The sequence below is a fragment of the Lysobacterales bacterium genome, from assembly GCA_014946745.1.
In the GTDB taxonomy this organism is placed as follows: Bacteria; Pseudomonadota; Gammaproteobacteria; order Xanthomonadales; family Xanthomonadaceae; genus Aquimonas.
On sequence record JADCRD010000002.1, the window covers coordinates 55,368 to 70,655 of the forward strand.

The following is a 15,288-nucleotide window of genomic DNA, read 5'->3' on the forward strand; positions in this document are numbered from 1 at the left end:
CCTCTTTCCACCGACCAACCGAAGGAACACTCCGTGGGCTCGATTCCCCTGCAGCCGCTGCTGGCCCTGCTCGCCGGCATCCTCATCCTGATCCGGCCGAAGCTGCTGGCCTTCATCGTCGCGATCTACCTGATCGTGGTCGGCGTGCTGGGTCTGTTGCCGCACATCCGGATCTGAGACAACGCTGAGGAATTCAGCGTTGTCGCGCGCCAGGGAGGGCGCGCCCATGGATCGAGCACGCACGTGCTTGATCCAGCGTAAGCGAGTCCGGCGACGCCCGACTCGCGGCCGCGGATCAGGTTCGGAATGGGCTGGATCTGTGTTGCCCCATCGACAGGGGCCACTGACGCGCAGTCACGGTCAGCGCGACCGGCGCCTGCGCCACCACAGCGCGGCCAGCCCGAGTGCCAGCAGCGGCGGCAGGGTCCACGTCGCCACGCGCTGGATCTGCGCGATCCTGACCGCGCGCAGCTCGCGTTCGACCTTGTCGAAATCCGGCGCGGGGCACTCCTGGCCGAAGCGCTCACCCCAGGGCACATAGGGCCCTTCGCGCAGGTAGCGGCGATACAGCTGCTGGCCGCGCTCGTACTCGGTGTTGAGCACATAGCGGGTCGCCTGGCACATCACCGCGGCGTAGGCCTGCGAGCGCGGCGGCAGCTGATCGGCTGCGGCTTCGGCGAGGTTCGCGGCCAGCCCGCGGTAGTGGAAGCGGTGGGCCGGCACAGGGCTGCTGGCCTCGACCCGCGCTCGCTCATCCGCCTGGGCGAGCGCGTCCGGTTGCGCCGGCAGCTGTTGCCACTCGGTCCCGGCGCTGCCGGGCAGCTGCACCTCGACCCAGCGCTCGCCCGGCGAGAACATGCCGCCGTACTCGGCGTGGTCCGGCCCCAGCTGCGTGCCCAGCAGGTCCATGCCCTGCCAGCGCGCCAGCTCGGCGGCCTCAAAGGCGGCGCGGGCGCGCGCCACCCGATCGCCGCGCTGCATGGCCTCGCGGGCATCGACGTAGCGCGTCGCCTGCGTGCGCAGGGTCTCGTCGTCGAAGTAGGGCAGCGCCTCGCGGCCGCGGCCCTCGCGCAGCAGGCGGCGCGCCAGCAGGGCGCGCAGCGCGGCGGCGTGGTGGCGGGTGCCCATCACCCACTCGTCGTTATGCACCCGCTGCACTTCGGGCGCCACGCGCTGGACGAAAGCCTGCAGCTCGTCGACGGTCAGCACGCGCTCGGCGAGATAGGCGGCGTCGGTCCAGTAGCGCGCCGACGCCGCGTAGAACAGGTCCATCGCCTGCAGATAGTCACTGCGCGAAAGCGCGACGATGCCCGCTTCGGCCTGCAGGCGGCAGCGCATGTCCAGCGGTGCTTCCGAGGGCGAATGGAACTCCACCTCGTCCGGGCGCGCGGTCCAGACCTCGCCTCCGTCCGCGCTGCGGATCGCCTGCGCATAGGCGGCCGCGGCCGCTTCGCTGTCGCCGCGGCGCAGGGCCAGCTTGGCGCGCAGCCAGCCGGCCATACCGCTGTCGGTCTGGGCCAGCGCGCGCTCCGCGTCATCGAAGCGGCCCGCACGATAGGCGACGGCCGCCAAGCGATCGCGAGCAGGGTCTGCAGGCGCTAGCGCGACGTCCAGCTCGGCGAACAGGGCCAGCACGCTGGGGCTGTCCTGGCTGCCATGGGGCCCGTTCCACGGGTCGTAGGCCTCCACCGGTTCGCCCGGCGCCGGCAGCGCTGGCGGCAGCTCGAAGCTGCGCGCGAACAGATAGGCCAGCAGCAGGCCGCGTCCGCTTGGGGTCGCCATCAGCTGGGCGCGGGCATCGGCGTTCGGCGCCAACCTGCGGGCGACGAACAGCAGCGACATACGCCCCGAGCTGGAACCCAGCGCGGCCTGCTGCGCATACCGCTCAACCGCGCCTGCGTACTCGCCCACCTCCAGCAGATCGCGGGCTTCCTCGCCAAAGCTCGCCACCGCAAGGCCCAGCGGGTCGGGGGCGCCGGCCTGCACTTCGGCGCGCAGCTCGGCATAGATCGCCTGCGACTCTGCGCCCCGGTACAGCTTGCCCAGCATGTAGGCGGCCATCGGCCCGTGGTTGCCGCGCTGCTCGATCGGCAGCGCGCGCACGGCTTCGAACTGCAGGCGCGCAGCCTCGGGATCACCGGCGCGCCAGGCCACGGCGCCGGCGGTGTAGTGGACGAGAGCCGGCGGAAGCGTGCCGCCGCGCGCCAGCACCTCCTCGGCGCTGGCCAGTTCGCGCAGACGCAGCACGCGCCGCTGCTGCCCCTCATCCAGACCGTCCGCATCGGCCGGACGCAGGCCCTCGGGTTCGGCATGCCAGCGCGCTTCGACGGGCTTGAACCGGAAGGCGGACATGTCGACCAGACGGCTGACCTCGTACTCGAAGCTGCCTTCGGGCAGCTCTCCCAGGACCTGTTGGCGCTGGTCCAGCAGGGTGAGCGGGAAGTCCGGCCCGCAGGCGAGCGCCGGGCTGCAGAGAACCATCAGGCTGAGGCTGAGCCAGCGGGGCGCGGGCGAGCGTTTCGACATGGGGCACGGGTCTCGGCGGTCAATGGTGGGGGAGCGGCGGCAGCAGAACACTACGCCAGTCTTCCGGCAATTCAGGGGCAGCGCAGTCGTGCCGCGCGCGGCGGCGGCCAGCTTGACGTGGGGGCATGGCGCCACAGCGGCCATCCCTCCTTGCGTCTACAAGCCACGCTCATTGCCAGCGCCCACCTCGACCGGCAGGCGCTGCCGCGCGGGCAGCGCTGGCGCGCAGCGCGCGAATCCAAGGGCAAGCGTGGCGCCCGGCGCCAGCCAGGGCGGCTGCCTGGCCTGCAGCGCCGCGCTGCCCGGCGCGAACGCATAGTCGCCGACGCCTTCCACGACGCCACAGTGCGCAGGCAGCGCGATCTGCGCCGGTGCCTGGGCGTCGATCTCGCCGGCATTGCGCAGCAGCAGATCCTGCAGGCCCGCGCCGCGAGCGACCGCCTGCAGCTCGATGCGCGCCGGCGGCACGGCGCCACGCATCACCGCCGCCAGCGTGGCCGGCGCCCAGCTGCGCCGATCGCCCTCCACCGGCAAGCGGAACCACAGCAGGCCCTGCAGCTGCGGCAGTTCCGCGGCCTGCAGGGCGCGCACGATCGCGGCGACCTCGGCCGGATCGGCGTGCCGCGCCTGCGCGCGCGCGCCGCTGCGATCGAACGCACCCTCGGCATCGACCGCGGCGGGCCTGCCCTCACGGCCAAGCTGCACGCGCAGCGCGTAGGTCGGCAGAGCGATGCGGAAGGGCCGCGACGCGTGCGCCTGCCAGGCGCGCGCCCAGCGCAGGCTGGACTCCAGATCGACGAGCGCGCTGCGCCAGGCTTCCACCGCATGCACCTGCAGCACGGTCTCGTCGGCGACTTCGCGCACGCGGGCCAGCCCCTCAGGCGCCTCCAGCCAGCTGGGCAGCGCGGTCACCGACAGCGCGAGCCCGCCCGGCAGCGCCGCGCGAAACGTCTGCAGCCACTCGGCGTAAGCGGCCAGCGCGGCACCCGCGCAGTCGTGGTCGACCTCGACGCCTACGACCTGCAACCCGTGTGTGCGCCAGTGCTGCGCGGTCTCGCCCATGCGCTGCGCAAGCGACTCCGCCGAGGCACGCGGCCGACTGCCCTCGATGCGCAGCACCAGCCGCAGCGGCAGCCCGCGCTCGCGCAGCGCGGCGCGGTCCGGCGCCAGCGTGATGCGCTCATCGCCAATCTGCTGCAGCACCAGCACGCGCAGGCCGCTGAAGTCCGCGCTGCGCTCGCGCACCGCCGCGGCGACGGCGGGCGTCCACGTGCGCTGCCAGACGTAGGCCTCCTGCGCGATCGGCGTGCGGGATTCCGGCGCCTGCGCAGGCGCGCAGGCGGCGAGCAGCAGCAGGATCAGAACAGTCGTGGCCCAGGGCGCAGTCTGAGCGGCAGGCGCATCCACTCAGCGCGCGTCCCACCAGGGCCAGGCGACGACCGACCAGTCCTCGTGGGCATCGGCATAGCGGCCGACCTCGATAAAGCCGATGCGCTCATGCGCGCGTCGTGAGACGACATTGCGCAGGGCGATTTCGGTGAGGCAGAGCTCCACCTCAGGCCCCGCGGCATCGCGGCTACAGGCGTACAGTGCGCCAATCAGACCGCGGCCGCGCCAGGCGTGGTCGACGCAGACCTGACCGCCAACCACGTAGCTGAAATCGCCCAGTCGCCGACCGCGCCAGTGCATGCGTTCGAATTGCTCGAACATGGGTTGCAGCGCCGGCAGCCACTCGGCCATCGATGGCCGCATCGACAGGCTGTAGCCGACCACGCGGCCTTCCGCGAGCGCGATCGCCTGCGGCGACTGCAGGGCCATGCGGCTGAGCAGGGGCAGGTCGTGCTCGACGTAGACGAAGCCGTCCTGGGCCTGTTCGGCCTCACTCAGGCGATGCCGCAGATTGCGTCGCTGCAGGGCAAGGATGCCCTCGAAGTGGGCGGCCTCGCGGGCCAGGGTCAGCAGCGGCTCGGCGGCGTTGGCGGCGGTGTTCATGGGGCCGCATCCTGCCAGCCCGCGGCGACCGCGCAAAGCCGTCGCCGCGGTGGCGGATGCAGAGCGGCCGGACGGATCGAATCGATCCGGATGTCCTGCGGGAGGGCGAGTCCGGCGCGGGTCCGGACTCGCTTCCCATGGGTCAAGCACGTGCACGCTGGATCCGCGAGCGCTGCCTCGCCCGGGGCGCGGCAGCGCTGCGGTCCTTGGGCTTGCCTCAGAACTTCCAGCCCATGCGCACGTAGTAGAAGCCGCCGTTGAAGCCGTACGGCGTCAGCGGCGGGAACTTCGCGCCGACCACGTCTTCGCCGTAGGGGTTCAGCTCGGGCTCCTTGTCGAACAGGTTCTGCGCGCCCAGGTTGACGAACAGGCCACTGTCGAACTTGTAGCCGACTTCCGCATCCACCAGCAGGGCAGCGTCGCCATAGATCGGCAGGCAGTCCGGCCCGACCACGCAGCCGCTGTCGACGTGGTCCTCGTAGAAGCTGCCGTAGTAGTTGAGGCGGGTCATCAGATGCCAGCGCTCGCGCTGGTGGTTGATGCTGAAGGTGCCCTTGCTGCGCGGCAGCGCGTCTTCAAGGATCTGCACGCGCGCCTCGCCAATGATGTTCGGCGAGAAGTCGGTGACCTTGGTGCGATTCCAGTTCATCGCCAGCGAGTAGGTGGTGTCGCCGCCGAAGTGGTCGCTCTCGTAGCTGCCCACCAGGTCGATACCGTCGGTCTCGGTGTCGAAATCGTTGATGAAGAAGCGCACGCTCGACAGGCTGATCGCCTCCTGCACGCCCTGCGCCACCAGCGCTGCGCGATCGGCATCGCTGAGGCTGAAGTTCTGGCTCTGGGCGATGCGGTCTTCGACGTCGATGCGGTAGTAGTCGGCCGTGAACAGCCACGCGTCGAGGCTCAGCACCGCACCAAAGGAGACGTTGAACGATTCCTCCGGCTGCAGCGGCTGGCCGCCGAAACGGCGCGCGATCGGGTTGGTCGGCGGCAGGGTCGCGGTGTCGCGCAGCTCACCCGCGATGAACTGGGTCGTCACCGCACGCACATTGCTCTGGCCCGGCGTCGGCGCACGGAAGCCCGTGCTGACCGCACCGCGCAGGGCGAGTGCATCGGTGGCCTGGAAGCGGCCGGTGAGCTTCCAGTTGGTGGTGGTGCCGAAGTCCTCGAAGTCCTCGAAGCGCAGGGCAGTGGCCAGCAGCAGGCGCTCGGTCAGATCGCCTTCGAGATCGACGTAGGCCGCGTAGTTGCTGCGGCTCCAGGTGCCGGCGTCACGCGGGCTGAAGCCCGGGAAGCCGTTGGAGCCGATCAGGAAGCCCTGCGAGGCCAGCGGCCCGATCTCGAAGCTGGCCTGATCGCCATTGAAGGCCTCGAACTGCTCCTCGCGCCACTCCAGACCGCCCGCCACGCTCAGACCGTACTGGGTCCACGAGGCATCGACCACCTTGACGAGGTCCAGGTTGAAGTTGGTTTCGGTCTGCTGGTAGCCGCCCGGATTGAAGCGGTTGCCTGCGGGCTGGTTCGGCCCCAGCGAGGCGTTGACGGTGTTGTAGATGTAGAAGTCGGCTTCGCTGCGACCCTGCGACGCGCTCAGATCCCAGCGCAGGCCGTTGGCGGTAGTGCCGCGCACGCCGCTGACCAGCGCGCCGTCGCGCACCACGCCGCCGAAGCGCGGCGTAAAGCCACCCGGGAAATCGCGGAAGAAGGTGTAGCAGTTGCGCGGCAGCGCAGTGACCTGGGCATTAACCGCACTGAAGGGCCGCAGATTGCCCGCCGCGTCACGCAGGGCAATCGTCGGGCAGGCCGCACCGCCGAGATTGCCGATCAGCAGGGTCGATCCGCCGTCGCCGGAGAACACGCCAGCGCGCGAGGTCGGGTTGCGGTAGTAGAAGCCGCCGTCGATATCGCGCGAGGCGACGTTGCCGAACAGATACCAGTCGAGGTCATCGTTCAGCTCAAGACCGAGGTTGGCGACCATCTTGAAGTCGCGATTCACCTTGGGGCTGCCCCAGATCTGCGCCGGATTAGGCACAAAGGTGTTGCCGCTGGCGGCGACCGCGGCGGCGTCGCCGCGCTGCACGCTGCGGCTGGTGGAATCGGCCTCGCGGTACTCGAAGCTCAGATTGGCAAAGCCCTGCGGCGAGAACGGCAGGCCGATGTTGCCGGCCACCTGGGCGGTGGTGCCATCGCCCTCGTAGTGCTGGCCGGTCATGACTTCCAGCGAGCCGCCTTCGCGGTCGGACTTCAGGTTGAAGTTGATGACGCCGGCGATGGCGTCCGAGCCGTACTGCGCGGCCGCGCCGTCACGCAGCACTTCGACCTGCGAGAGCGCGATCGACGGAAACACCGAGAGATCCGGGCCCTGCGAGCCGTCCGAGAGACCGCTGCCGAGAAAGGTGATCACCGCCGAACGGTGCCGGCGCTTGCCGTTGACCAGCACCAGCGTGCTGTCCGGCGGCAGACCGCGCAGGTTGGCCGGGCGCACCAGGGTGGCGGCGTCGCTGATCGGCTGCTGGTTGACGTTGAGCGAGGGCACCACGGTGCGGATCTGATCCAGCACGTCGGTCAGGCCCTGGTTGTGGAATTCTTCGCCGCTGATGATGTCGACCGGCACCGGCGAGTTGGCCTCGCTGCGCGGCTGCTTGCGCGAGCCCAGCACCGAGATCACATCCAGCGCCTTGGCGTCTTCGGCTGCCGGCGCACTGTCCTGGGCGTGAGCGGTCGCTGCCGGCAGCAGGGTCGCTGCGCCCGCGATGCAGCCGCTCATCAGGGCGAGACGCAGCGCGCCCGCCAAACGATGGGCACGCGGCCCACGTCGATACATGTTTTCCATCGGAGTTCCCCGCAGCTTGAGTGAGTGAAGCCTCCCCAGGCGAAGCACATCCACTGCGGCCGCTGCGGCCTGCGATACCCCCCGGCATCGCCCTCGCCAGCCCTGTTCCGGGCCTTGCAGCCTTCGCGTGATGCACTCGCTCGGATGCCACCGCAGCGATGGCTTCATGCCGCTGCGGTCGCCCTCGGGCGGCGTCATCACCGCGCGAGGGCGCGCCGAGTATGCCTATAGACATGCGTGATAGGGAACCGCCTCGCGAAGCACGCTGCCGGGACACGCACGGGCACGACCGGCCCCACAAACGCACACGCCCGCACGGTCGGGGCGACCGTGCGGGCGTGCGGGCGCCGCTGCCAGCAGCGGCGTTTACAGCAGCAGGCGGCGGATATCGCCCAGCTGCTTGGCGAAGAAGCTGGCAAAGCGCGCGGCTTCTGCGCCGTCGATGACGCGGTGGTCGTAGGAGAGCGACAGCGGCAGCATCAGCCTGGGCTCGAACTCGCGACCGTTCCACACCGGCCGCATCTCGCTCTTCGAGACGCCGAGAATGGCGACCTCGGGGGCGTTGATGATCGGCGTGAAGCTGGTGCCGCCGATGCCGCCCAGGCTGGAGATCGAGAAGCAGCCGCCCGACATGTCGGCCGGGCCGAGCTTCTTGTCGCGCGCCTTCTTCGAAATCTCGCCGAGTTCGGCCGCGAGCTGGAACAGGCCCTTGGTATCGGCGTCGCGGATCACCGGCACCACCAGGCCATCCGGCGTGTCGACCGCGATGCCGATGTGGAAGTACTTCTTGAACACCAGGTTCTCGCCGCTCTCATCCAGCGAGGCGTTGAAGCTGGGGAAGGCCTTCAGCGAGGCCACCGCCGCCTTGATCAGGAACACCAGCGGGGTGATCTTCTGGTTCGGGTTCTCCTCGCCCATCTTCTTGCGGAAAGCCTCCATCTCGCTGATGTCGGCCTGCTCGAACTGGGTGACGTGCGGGATCATCGCCCAGTTGCGCGCGAGGTTGGCGCCGGAGATCTTCTTAATGCGCGACAGCGGCTGGGTTTCCACCGCGCCGAACTTGGCGAAGTCGACCTTCGGCCAGGGCAGCAGGTTGAGGCCGTTGCCGCCGCCGCCCGCAGGGGCTGCAGCCGCGGGACGCGCCAGCGCCTGCTTGACGAAAGCGTTGACGTCCTCGCGGGTGATCCGGCCCTTGCGGCCGCTGCCCGACACCTTGGCCAGATCGACGCCCAGCTCGCGTGCGTGCAGGCGCACGGCGGGGCTGGCGTGCGGCACGTTCTGCGGCAGCACGCTTTCGGCGCTGAAGCTGACCGGCGGACTGCGCGGCGCTTCGGCAGCGGCGGGCGCGGCAGGCGCTGGAGCTGCGGCCTTGACGGGCTCCGGCTTCGGCGCTTCGACCTTGGGCGCTTCAACCTTGGCAGGCGCCGGCGCTGCGGCTTTGGCCGGCGCGGGTGCAGCGGCACCGGCCTCATCGGCTTCGATCAGCGCGACAACCGAACCCTCCGAGAGGGTGTCGCCCAGCTTGACCTTGAGTTCCTTCACCACGCCGGCCACCGAGGACGGCACTTCCATGGTCGCTTTGTCCGATTCCAGCGTGACCAGGCCTTGGTCCTTGCTGACGCGATCCCCCACCGCGACCAACAGCTCGATCACGGGCACATCGGTGTGGCTGCCGATATCGGGAACGCGCGCTTCAACGGTGGCCATGGACACTCCTTCGGCTGTTCAGACGGGCCCGTATTGTGTCGGCGCATCCCCCGGTGATCCAGCCTGTTCGCGCCTGTACGGTGCGGACTGCAAGTGGTTCGGCAGCGTCGCGTGCTCAGACAGACCGCGCAGGGGTTGCCCGAATCCGGACGCGCGCCTCGGCGCACTGTCCGCAAAGGCGGACAGCACGGGGCGGACGGACACTCGGCCCGAGTCGCAAACGCTTGATTTGCTTGGCGCGAAGGGCTTGGCACGGTTGCTGCTGAGCGCTATTCGAAACCCCAGCGCGGAGCGCCGCCATGTTCGAATCGCTGATCCAAGTCCTGCACCAGCTGGCGCTGAACGCGCTGGGCCTGATCCTGACCCTGCTGAGCGGCGGCCTGCCGGCGAACGAGCCCGCCCACAGGCCCGCGCCCGAGCCGCCCGCACAGCGCGGTGCGCTGCTGCTCAGTGACCCGCGGCACGCTGCTGGCGCCCGCTGCGGCCTGCTCCGGGCCGCGCGGAGCCGGATCGCGTTCGAAGACCACACTTGAGATGGTGTTTCGGCGCGGCCCACACCGGGCCGGCGCCGAAGCCGGTTTCCACCGCGGTCGCAGGACGCGACCTGCGGCGAGGCCCCAAACGCCTTGCCGCCCACGGATGGGCCGCCGCCGGAACTGCGGCGCGACAGAGGACGTCGATTGCCTTGATGGCAATGCACCGGAAGGCGCCGCCCTGGATGGGCGGCGCGCAGCAGCACCCCGAACCCGGGCAAGGAGGCCCGGGGCGGATTCACCCGCCAGAGCGGCGGATGACGCGTCTCGCAGGTTTCGCTGTGGACCGGGGCGAGGGTTGGGCTTCGCTTCGATGTGGACCGGGGCGAGGGTCGCGCTTCGGTGGGTCAAGACCCACCCTATGGGCTCCATGGGCGATGACGCGTGTCGCCGGTTTCGATGTGGACCGGGGCGAGGGTCGGGCTTCGGTGGGTCAAGACCCACCCTATGGGCTCCCTGGGCGATGACGCGTGTCGCGGGTTTCAATGTGAGCCGCGGCGAGGGTCGCGCGCGGGTGGGTCAAGACCCACCCAATTCGCGCTCGCGTGCGATTGCCCGGTAGCCGATGTCGCGCCGGTAGAAGCCGCCCTCGAAACGGATGCCGCGCGCCACGCCATAGGCGCGCTCCGCCGCCTCGGCCACGGTGGCGCCGAGCGCGCAGACGGTCAGCACGCGGCCGCCTGAGCTCAGCACGCGGCCTTCGGATTCCACCGTTCCGGAATGGAACACCTGGGCATCCAACGGCAGCGTGTTGTCGAGGCCGTGGAGCTCGTCGCCGCTGCGCGGGCGCGCCGGATAGCCGCCGGCTGCCATCACCACGCCCAGCGAGGGTCGCGGGTCCCAGTCGACCTGGATCTGATCGAGTCGCGCATCGAGCGCGGCTTCGACCAGCTCAACCAGATCCGAGCGCAGGCGCAGCATGATGGGCTGGGTTTCGGGGTCGCCGAAGCGTACGTTGAACTCCAGCACCTTGGGCGCGCCGGTCGCGTCGATCATCACGCCGGCATAGAGGAAGCCGGTGAAGGGCGCGCCTTCGGCGGCCATCGCTGCCAGCGTTGGCTCGATCACCTCGCGACGGATGCGCGCATCGACCTCGGGCGTGACCACCGGCGCCGGCGAGTAGGCGCCCATGCCGCCGGTGTTGGGGCCGAGATCGCCCTCGTCGCGGCGCTTGTGATCCTGCGAGGTCGCCATCGGCTGGTAGTGCCGGCCGTCGCAGAGCGCGATGTAGCTGGCTTCCTCACCTTCGAGGAACTCTTCGATCACCACGCGTGCAGATGCCTCGCCCAGCGAGTGTGCGCCGAGCATGTCGTGCAGGGCCTGCTCGGCATCCGCCAGCGTCAGCGCAACCACCACGCCCTTGCCGGCGGCCAGCCCATCGGCCTTGACCACGATCGGTGCGCCCACCTTGTGCAGATAGGCCAGCGCGGGTTTCAGCTCGGTGAACACGCCGTAGTGCGCGGTGGGGATGTTGTGGCGCGCCAGGAAATCCTTGGCAAACGCCTTGCTGCCCTCGAGCTGGGCGGCGATGCGCTTCGGGCCGAAGCAGCGCAGGCCGGCGGCGCTGAAGCGGTCGACCACGCCCGCCACCAGCGGGGCTTCAGGGCCGACCACCGTCAAGCCCACGCCCTCGTCCTGCGCGAGCTTCAGCAGGCCGTCGATATCGGTCGCCGACACCGCCACGTTGCGGCAGCGCGGCGCGCGCGCGGTGCCGGCATTGCCGGGTGCGACCAGCACTTCGCTGACCTTGGGCGACTGCGCCAGCTTCCAGGCCAGCGCGTGTTCGCGGCCACCGCCGCCGATTACCAGAACTTTCATGCCGCTCTCCTCAAGTGCGAATCAGTGTGGGCGCGAGACCCGTGCTCGACGCGTTGCTCCCCTCTCCCCTTGAGCGAAGCGCAGGAGAGTGCTTGTTGGCTGCCGGTGGCAGCCAACGCTCTCCGAAGCCCGAGCGAGGCGAAGGTGGGTCGGGGGAGAGGGGTGGAACGCTTGCGCCAAGTCCGCCCCTTCTCCCGAACCCATCTTCCCGCCAGGAAGATGGGCCCAAAGCTCAGTGCCGGAAATGCCGCCGATCGGTGAACACCATCGCCATGCCGTGCTCATCCGCAGCCGCGATGACTTCGGCATCGCGCATCGAGCCGCCCGGCTGGATCACCGCAGCGATGCCGGCCGCGGCTGCCGCATCGATGCCATCGCGGAACGGAAAGAACGCGTCCGAGGCCATCACCGAACCCGGCACGACAAGGCCGGCTTCTTCCGCTTTGAGTCCAGCAATTTTCGCGCTTACCACCCGGCTCATCTGGCCGGCGCCGATGCCGATGCTGCGCAGGTCGCGCGCATAGACGATGGCGTTCGACTTGACGTACATCGCCACCTTCCAGGCAAACAGCAGGTCGGCCAGCTGCTTCGCCTCTGGCTGCTTCTTCGTGACGCAGCGCAGGTCGGTGACGGTGAGCGCGTCGGTATCGGCGTCCTGCACCAGCAGGCCGCCGTTGATGCGCTTGTATTCGAGGCCCATCGCCGCGCCGCCGAGATCACCGCAGGCCAGCACGCGCACGTTGGGCTTCTTCTTGAACTCGGCCAGCGCGGCTTCGTCGACGTTCGGCGCGATCACCACTTCGACGAACTGGCGACGCAGGATCTCGGCCGCGGTGGCGGCGTCAAGGTCGCGGTTGAAGGCGATGATGCCGCCGAAGGCCGAGGTCGGATCGGTCGCATAAGCCAGGTCATAGGCGGCGCCGAGCGAGGCCGCCACGGCCACGCCGCAGGGATTGGCGTGCTTGACGATCACGCAGGCCGGCGCCTCGAACTGGCGCACGCATTCAAGCGCGGCGTCGGCGTCGGCGAGGTTGTTGTAGGACAGCTCCTTGCCCTGCAGGAAGCGCGCCGTCGCGACGCGGCCTGCGCCAGCGTTCGGCTCCAGATACAGCGCGCCGCGCTGGTGCGGGTTCTCGCCGTAGCGCAGGCTGGCCGCGTGCTTGAGCGAGAGGTGCAGGGTGCTCGGCCACTCGGCGGGTGCGGCCACATCGGCCGCGCGAGGCGACAGCCACTCGGCGATGCGGCCGTCGTAGTGCGCGGTGTGGGCATAGGTCTTGGCGGCGAGTTCGCGGCGCAGCGCGGCCTCGGTGCCGCCGGCGAGCAGCGCGGCTTCGATGCGCGCGTAGTCGGCCGGATCCACCACCACGCTCACCCGCGCGTGGTTCTTGGCGGCCGCGCGCAGCATCGCCGGGCCACCGATGTCGATGTTCTCGACCGCATCCTCGTAGCTGCAGTCGGGCCTGGCCACGGTGGCTTCGAACGGATACAGGTTCACCACCAGCAGGTCGATCGGCGCGATGCCGTGTTGGGCCATGACCTCCGCATCGATGGCCTCGCGCCCCAGCAGACCGCCGTGCACGCGCGGGTGCAGGGTTTTGACGCGGCCGTCCATGATCTCGGGGAAGCCGGTGAGCTCGGACACATCGCGAACGCTGAGCCCGGCCTCGCGCAGGGCGCGCGCGGTGCCGCCGGTAGACAGCAGTTCAACGCCGGTCTTGGCCAGCGCCTGGGCCAGCGGAATCAGCCCGGTCTTGTCGGACACGGAAATGAGCGCACGGCGGATCGGTTGCAGCGAAGCAGTCATCGGTGGACTCGGCGGAAGGGAAAGGCGGGGGACCTTCGCGCCGCACCTCGATCGCGCAGCGCGTGAGGTGGAATCTGTCTGCTGTCAGGCCAGCCCGTATTGGCGCAGCTTCTTGCGCAAGGTGGCCCGGTTGATGCCCAGCACTTCGGCGGCGCGGACCTGCTTGCCTTCGCAGTGGCGCATCACCTCGGCCAGCATCGGCGCTTCGACCTCGGCCATCAGCAGGGCGAACAGGTCGCCGTTGGCGTGGTCGTCCATGTCGGTGAGGTAGCGGGCCACCGCGCGCGAGACCGCGCTGCGCAGCGGCGAACCGCTGGTGCCATCGATCTCGACCGCTGCGTCCTGTCCGCTGACCGGGGTGGATTCGTTGCGCAGGGCGAGAAGGTTCACGGGCGGGCTCCAGCAGCGTCACTCGACACAATCGCCTGAGCACCCGGCCGCGGAGCGCGCGTGGGCAATGCAGGGTGGTCGTGGGGGCCGAGGATTCTAGCAAGAGGAAATCGTCTTGGAAGAGCCCTTCCTGCGATGTCCCGCCAATGTCCACTCCAGCGCGCGTCGGCATACGAATGCAAAGGGCGCCGCCAGGGCGCCCTTTGCCTTGCGTTTCAGATGGATGGCGAAGCGTGCTGCAGGCGATTCGAGAGCTGCGATGCGAGTTTCGACACGGCTGAAGAATTCAAGCTTGCGGCGCGCGATGCGGGCAGTGCTCGCGGATCACGCTCGCGATGGACGTGATCCGCGTGGCCTGCGGTCTGCGGATGGCCTCAGGCCGCATCGCGCTTCGCGCCCTCGTGGAACTGCTCTTCTTCCGTGGAACCCTTGAGCGCCGTGGTCGAGCTCTGGCCGCCTTGGATGGTCTGGGTCACCGCATCGAAGTAACCCGTACCCACTTCGCGCTGGTGCTTGACCGCGGTGAAGCCGCGATCGGCGGCGGCGAACTCGGCCTCCTGCAACTCGACGAAGGCGCTCATTTGATGGCGGGCGTAGCCGTAGGCCAGGTTGAACATCGAGTAGTTCAGGCTGTGGAAGCCGGCGAGCGTAATGAACTGGAACTTGTAGCCGTAGGAGGCGATTTCCTTCTGGAACTTCGCGATCGTGGCGTCGTCGAGGTTCTTCTTCCAGTTGAAGCTGGGCGAGCAGTTGTAGGCCAGCATCTTGCCGGGGAACTTGGCGTGGATGGCCGCGGCGAACTTACGCGCGAACTCGAGATCGGGCTTGCCGGTCTCGCACCAGACCAGGTCCGCATAGGGCGCATACGCGAGACCGCGGCTGATCGCCTGGTCCAGACCGTTGTTCGTCTTGTAGAAGCCTTCGACGGTGCGTTCGCCGGTGGTGAAGGGGCGGTCGTTCGAATCGATGTCCGAGGTCAGCAGATCAGCGGCTTCAGCATCGGTGCGGGCGACGATGAGGGTGGGCACGCCCATGATGTCGGCGGCCAGACGCGCGGCGTTCAACTTCTCGACCGCCTCGCGGGTCGGCACCAGCACCTTGCCGCCCATGTGGCCGCACTTCTTGACCGAGGCCAGCTGGTCCTCGAAGTGCACGCCGGCGGCGCCGGCTTCGATCATCGCCTTCATCAGCTCGAAGGCGTTCAGCACGCCGCCAAAGCCGGCCTCGGCATCGGCCACGATCGGCGCGAACCAGTCGATGTCGTCCTTGCCTTCGGCGTGGTGCAGCTGGTCGGCGCGCGCCAGGCAGTTGTTAATGCGCTTGACCACCTGCGGCACCGAGTTCGCCGGATACAGGCTCTGGTCGGGGTACATCTCGCCGGCGATGTTGGCGTCCGCCGCGACCTGCCAGCCCGACAGATAGATCGCCTGCAGACCGGCCTTGACCTGCTGCATGGCCTGGTTGCCGGTGAGCGCGCCCAGCGCATTGACGAAGGGCATCTCGTGCAGCTGGCGCCACAGGCGCTCCGCGCCGCGACGGGCCAGCGAGTGCTCGATGTGCACGGTGCCGCGCAGGCGCACGACGTCAGCGGCGCTGTAGTTGCGGGTGATGCCCTTCCAGCGCGGGTTGGTGTCCCAGTCGCGCTGGAGCTCTTCGGCGGTCGGCAGGTGGTGGCTCATGGCGGTGTC

Annotated in this window: 11 protein-coding genes; 2 read left to right on the forward strand and 9 right to left on the reverse strand. The window is 69.4% G+C overall.

What is annotated here, in order from left to right:
• Nucleotides 1-33 precede the first annotated feature (33 nt).
• Nucleotides 34-177 carry a DUF3096 domain-containing protein gene (locus H4O13_12605; protein MBE5316228.1) on the forward strand — a complete coding sequence of 48 codons (144 nt, stop codon included), beginning with the start codon at nucleotides 34-36 and terminating at the stop codon, nucleotides 175-177.
• A 183-nt stretch (nucleotides 178-360) separates the two neighbouring features.
• Here H4O13_12605 and H4O13_12610 read toward each other — a convergent pair whose 3' ends face one another.
• From H4O13_12610 to aceF, 5 genes are all read right to left on the reverse strand, one after another.
• Nucleotides 361-2,526: a hypothetical protein gene (locus tag H4O13_12610; protein ID MBE5316229.1), complete on the reverse strand. Its 2,166-nt coding sequence runs from the start codon at nucleotides 2,524-2,526 to the stop codon at nucleotides 361-363.
• A 156-nt stretch (nucleotides 2,527-2,682) separates the two neighbouring features.
• Complete coding sequence (locus tag H4O13_12615; GenBank protein MBE5316230.1) at nucleotides 2,683-3,933, reverse strand: DUF3142 domain-containing protein; 1,251 nt, start codon at nucleotides 3,931-3,933, stop codon at nucleotides 2,683-2,685.
• Nucleotides 3,934-4,518 carry a GNAT family N-acetyltransferase gene (locus H4O13_12620; protein MBE5316231.1) on the reverse strand — a complete coding sequence of 195 codons (585 nt, stop codon included), beginning with the start codon at nucleotides 4,516-4,518 and terminating at the stop codon, nucleotides 3,934-3,936.
• Nucleotides 4,519-4,735: 217 nt separating this feature from the next.
• Nucleotides 4,736-7,282 (reverse strand): TonB-dependent receptor, encoded by a 2,547-nt coding sequence (locus tag H4O13_12625; GenBank protein ID MBE5316232.1) that lies wholly within the window; start codon nucleotides 7,280-7,282, stop codon nucleotides 4,736-4,738.
• Between the two features lie 432 nt (nucleotides 7,283-7,714).
• Nucleotides 7,715-9,055, reverse strand: a complete 1,341-nt coding sequence (aceF, locus tag H4O13_12630; GenBank protein MBE5316233.1) for a dihydrolipoyllysine-residue acetyltransferase — start codon at nucleotides 9,053-9,055, stop codon at nucleotides 7,715-7,717.
• A gap of 299 nt (nucleotides 9,056-9,354) precedes the next feature.
• On the opposite strand from aceF, the gene H4O13_12635 reads away from it, so the two are divergent.
• On the forward strand, nucleotides 9,355-9,588 hold the full coding sequence (locus tag H4O13_12635) for a hypothetical protein (GenBank protein ID MBE5316234.1): 234 nt from the start codon (nucleotides 9,355-9,357) through the stop codon (nucleotides 9,586-9,588).
• A 519-nt stretch (nucleotides 9,589-10,107) separates the two neighbouring features.
• Here the strand turns inward: H4O13_12635 and purD are convergent.
• The 4 genes from purD to aceA all read right to left on the reverse strand — a co-directional run bounded on the left by purD (nucleotide 10,108) and on the right by aceA (nucleotide 15,279).
• The gene (purD, locus tag H4O13_12640; GenBank protein MBE5316235.1) at nucleotides 10,108-11,406 is read right to left on the reverse strand and encodes a phosphoribosylamine--glycine ligase; all 1,299 of its coding nucleotides are present in this window, start codon (nucleotides 11,404-11,406) and stop codon (nucleotides 10,108-10,110) included.
• Nucleotides 11,407-11,638: 232 nt separating this feature from the next.
• Nucleotides 11,639-13,210 (reverse strand): bifunctional phosphoribosylaminoimidazolecarboxamide formyltransferase/IMP cyclohydrolase, encoded by a 1,572-nt coding sequence (purH, locus tag H4O13_12645; GenBank protein MBE5316236.1) that lies wholly within the window; start codon nucleotides 13,208-13,210, stop codon nucleotides 11,639-11,641.
• Between the two features lie 84 nt (nucleotides 13,211-13,294).
• Complete coding sequence (locus tag H4O13_12650) at nucleotides 13,295-13,468, reverse strand: hypothetical protein (GenBank protein MBE5316237.1); 174 nt, start codon at nucleotides 13,466-13,468, stop codon at nucleotides 13,295-13,297.
• Between the two features lie 506 nt (nucleotides 13,469-13,974).
• Nucleotides 13,975-15,279, reverse strand: coding sequence for an isocitrate lyase (gene aceA / locus H4O13_12655; protein MBE5316238.1), 1,305 nt, complete (start codon nucleotides 15,277-15,279; stop codon nucleotides 13,975-13,977).
• Nucleotides 15,280-15,288: the final 9 nt, after the last annotated feature.

Coding starts and splice junctions, on each gene's coding strand:
- aceA (MBE5316238.1), bottom strand. CDS start 15,279: ATGAGCCACCACCTGCCGACCGCCGAAGAGCTCCAGCGCGACTGGGAC.
- H4O13_12625 (MBE5316232.1), bottom strand. CDS start 7,282: ATGAGCGGCTGCATCGCGGGCGCAGCGACCCTGCTGCCGGCAGCGACC.
- purD (MBE5316235.1), bottom strand. CDS start 11,406: ATGAAAGTTCTGGTAATCGGCGGCGGTGGCCGCGAACACGCGCTGGCC.
- H4O13_12635 (MBE5316234.1), top strand. CDS start 9,355: ATGTTCGAATCGCTGATCCAAGTCCTGCACCAGCTGGCGCTGAACGCG.
- H4O13_12610 (MBE5316229.1), bottom strand. CDS start 2,526: ATGTCGAAACGCTCGCCCGCGCCCCGCTGGCTCAGCCTCAGCCTGATG.
- H4O13_12620 (MBE5316231.1), bottom strand. CDS start 4,518: ATGAACACCGCCGCCAACGCCGCCGAGCCGCTGCTGACCCTGGCCCGC.
- aceF (MBE5316233.1), bottom strand. CDS start 9,055: ATGGCCACCGTTGAAGCGCGCGTTCCCGATATCGGCAGCCACACCGAT.
- purH (MBE5316236.1), bottom strand. CDS start 13,210: ATGACTGCTTCGCTGCAACCGATCCGCCGTGCGCTCATTTCCGTGTCC.
- H4O13_12650 (MBE5316237.1), bottom strand. CDS start 13,468: ATGGACGACCACGCCAACGGCGACCTGTTCGCCCTGCTGATGGCCGAG.